This is a genomic window from Burkholderia sp. Se-20378 (assembly GCF_017104665.1).
GTDB classification, from domain to species: Bacteria; Pseudomonadota; Gammaproteobacteria; order Burkholderiales; family Burkholderiaceae; genus Burkholderia; species Burkholderia lata.
The window spans coordinates 1-3,425 of the sequence record NZ_JAAGPG010000718.1; the positions used below are offsets into that span (position 1 = coordinate 1).

The following is a 3,425-nucleotide window of genomic DNA, read 5'->3' on the forward strand; positions in this document are numbered from 1 at the left end:
TGTGCCGATCTGCCGGCCACCGCCACGCAACGCGATGCCTATGCCGACACGCTGCATGCGCTGCGCAAGGGCAAGGGCATGACGGCCGACGCCGCGCGCGACGCGGTGCTCGACCCGCTCTGCCACGCGAACCTGATGGTGCGGCTCGGCGATGCGGACGGCTCGGTCGCGGGCGCCGTGCATGCGACGGCCGACGTCGTGCGGGCGGCAATCCAGCTGATCGGCGTCGATCCGGCGTTCCGGATCGTGTCGAGCTTCTTCCTGATGATGCTGTGCGAACCGTTCCACACGATCAAGGGCGGGCTGATCTTCTCCGACTGCGCGCTGGTCGTCGATCCGGACGCCAATCAACTCGCCGAGATCGCGATGGCCGCCGCCGACAGCGCGCACGCACTGCTCGGCGAGGAGCCGCGCGTCGCGATGCTGTCGTTCTCGACGAGCGGCAGCGCGCATCACGCGGCGGTCGACAAGGTGACGGCCGCGACCGCGCACGTGCGCGAACTGCGCCCCACCCTCGCGATCGACGGCGACGTGCAGCTCGATGCGGCGATCGTCGCGGAAATCGCCGAGCGCAAGATCGCACATTCGCAGGTGGGCGGCCACGCGAACGTGCTCGTGTTCCCGAGCCTCGAAGCCGGCAACATCGGCTACAAGCTCGCCGAGCGGATCGGTCGCGCGAAGGCCGTCGGCCCGCTGCTGCAAGGCTTGCGCCGCCCCGCGAACGACCTGTCGCGCGGCTGCAGCGCCGACGACGTCTATCACGTGATCGCGGCGACCACCGTGCAGGCGCAGGCGGCCGCGCAGCGCGCCGCAACCGGCGAGGCTGCGCACGCATGACAGCCGACAAACTGGCGATCCTGATCGCGGTGATCGGCGCCGGCAGCTATTTCCAGACCGTCACCGGCTTCGGGCTCGGGATGATCGTGATGGGCGCGACGAGCGGCTTCGGGCTCGCACCGCTCGCCACCGTCGCCACGCTGATGAGCGTCGTATCGCTCGCGAACGGCGCGACCGCGTTGCCCGGCCGGCTGCATCACATCGACTGGCGCGCGGTCGGCGCGGCGACGCTCGGCATCCTGCCGTCGGTCGTCGCGGGCGTGCTGCTGCTCGAATGCCTGAGCCGGTCCGCGGCCGACCTGCTGCAACTGATCCTCGGCGCGGTCGTGCTGTACGGCGGCCTGAGCGCGGCGCTGCGCCCGGCGCCGCTCACCGAGCGCTCGGACAACCGCAGCTTCTTCGTCAGCGGCCTGTTTGGCGGCTTGCTGAGCGGAATGTTCGGCGTGTCGGGGCCGCCGCTGATCTTCCAGTTCTACCGGCAGCCGCTGACGCTCGTGCAGATCCGCTGCGCGCTGATCGTGCTGTTCACGACGACCTCGGCCACACGTGTGCTGTATAGCGCATGCGAAGGCCAGCTCGATCGCGACATCTGGCTGCTGGCCGCGATCGCGACACCGGTCGTGATGCTGACGACGGTAGCCGCGCGCCACTACCCGCCGCCGCTGTCGCCGGTCGCGTTGCGCCGGCTGGCGTTCGGCGTGCTGATGGCGATCGGCATCGGGCTGATCGCAACGTCGCTGCCGCCGCTGCTGCATCGCGCTTGACGTCGCGCGGCGTGCGCCGCGTCGAACCGGCGGGTTCCCGGCAGTCGATTCGAACTCGACGCGTACACGTCCGCTGCGCTCGCGTCGAATGCAGTCGCCCGCTTCACCGCCGCGCGCCGATCCATCCGGCGATTTCGACGAGCCGCTTCATATCGGGCGCCGATGCAAGATCGATCGCGAGCCGGTGCCGGTAATACGGCCCGAGATCGAGCCCGACGCCGAGCCCGAGGACTTCGACGCGGCCGGCCGCCTCCTGGCGCGCGACCACCTGCTTCAGGTGGTTGTCAAGATAGAACGGATCGTTCGCGAGCGCCGTCGCGCCGTCCATCGGGCTGCCGTCCGAGATCACGACGAGGATCTTGCGCGCCTCCGGCCGCGCCGCGAGCCGCGCGCACGCCCATTCGACCGCTTCGCCGTCGACGCCTTCGCGGAACAGATCGGCCTTGAACAGCGCGGCAATGCCCGTGCGCGCGTGTCGCCAGCGGGTGTCCGCGTCCTTGAACACCAGATGGCCGGTTTCGTTGAGCCGGCCCGGATGGCGCGGCTTGCCGCGCGCGAGCCAGTCCTGCCGTGCGCGGCCGCCGTTCCAGGCCAGCGTCGTGAAGCCGAGCACTTCGGTTGCAAGACCGGCGGCATCGCCCGCACGGGCCAGCGTGTCGACCATCAGCGCGACACCGTCGATCCACGTCTTCATCGACCCGGAACAGTCGATCAGGAACGCGAGCGCGCAGTCGGCGTGCGGCCGCACGCGTTCGAGCCGGAACAGCCGCCGTTCGGCCGGCGAGCTGACCAGTTGCGCGAGCCGGCGGCCGTCGAGGCGGCCATGCTCCTCGCCGAACGACCAGCCGTCGGCTTGCGGCACGACCAGCGCCGCGCGCAGCACACGTGCAAGCCGCGTAACGTTGATCCGCTGTGCGGCGACCTGGCCGTCGAGCCGGTCGCGATACTCGCGCAACAGGGCCGCGCGGATCTGCACAGCCGGCCGGAGTTCGCGATCGTAGCGCGTCGTATATGCGCGGTAGACGGCGTCGCCGCCCTGCAGCACGACGCTGTCGCCCGTCTCCACGAGTGCCGGCAGGTCGATGCCCGTCTCGTCGAAATCGACCCACAGCGAGAAATTCGTCAGTGCATCGTCCTGCTCGCGGGCATCTTCCGTCTCGGTTTCGACGACGGCCGCGCGCGCGTCGCGGATCATCGACGCAATGCGCTTCGCAAGCGCCAGCGCATGTTCCGCGAATGCGCGCTGATCGTGCCGGCACCGCTTGAGCCCCGCGAGCTGCACGCCGATCTCGGGCACGATCGCCGCGCGCGACGCTTCGATCAGGTCTTCCGTCTCCTCGAGCACCGGCCAGCCCGTCAGCCGCGACCATGCGATCTGCGCGACCGTGTACACGAGGATCCCGACATGCGTATCGGCCTGCCCCGACCGATGAAACGCACGCGACCAGGTTTCGAAACGATGACGCAGGTTCTGCACGACACCGCGCATGGCGGGCGGCGCCAGCGACTCGCAGCGCAACTGCTCGAGCATTTCGAACAGCACGCGTTCGATCGGATCGTCGCCGGACAGCGCGCGATGCAGGTCCGCATCCGAATGCAGGATGCGCAGCGCGGCACCGTCAGCCGCGCCGCGCCACGACGCGAGATCGTCGTCGGCGGCCTGTGCGCGCAGGTGCGGCGCATGGATCGGCAACGGCCGCAGGTCGCGGCACACGCGGCCCGCGCGGTAATGCAGCGCCGCGTCGCGTGTCAGCGCGCGTACCGTCGATGCGCCAAGCGCTTCGCGCGCCGATGCACGGCGCGCGGCGTCGCGAGCGGCGCTCC

The 3,425-nt window shown here is 70.3% G+C and carries 3 protein-coding genes; 2 read left to right on the forward strand and 1 reads right to left on the reverse strand.

Annotated elements, in window-relative coordinates; all coding sequences use genetic code 11:
- A partial coding sequence (gene pta / locus G3N93_RS36525; RefSeq protein WP_206135193.1) for a phosphate acetyltransferase occupies nt 1–837 on the forward strand: 837 nt, incomplete at its 5' end.
- Nucleotides 834–1,601 carry a sulfite exporter TauE/SafE family protein gene (locus tag G3N93_RS36530; protein ID WP_011355592.1) on the forward strand — a complete coding sequence of 256 codons (768 nt, stop codon included), beginning with the start codon at nt 834–836 and terminating at the stop codon, nt 1,599–1,601. The genes pta and G3N93_RS36530, both read left to right, overlap by 4 nt.
- A 103-nt stretch (nt 1,602–1,704) precedes the next feature.
- On the opposite strand, the gene G3N93_RS36535 is transcribed toward G3N93_RS36530, so the two are convergent.
- On the reverse strand, nt 1,705–3,425 hold a 1,721-nt coding region (locus G3N93_RS36535; RefSeq protein ID WP_241026849.1), incomplete at its 5' end, for a cobalt chelatase.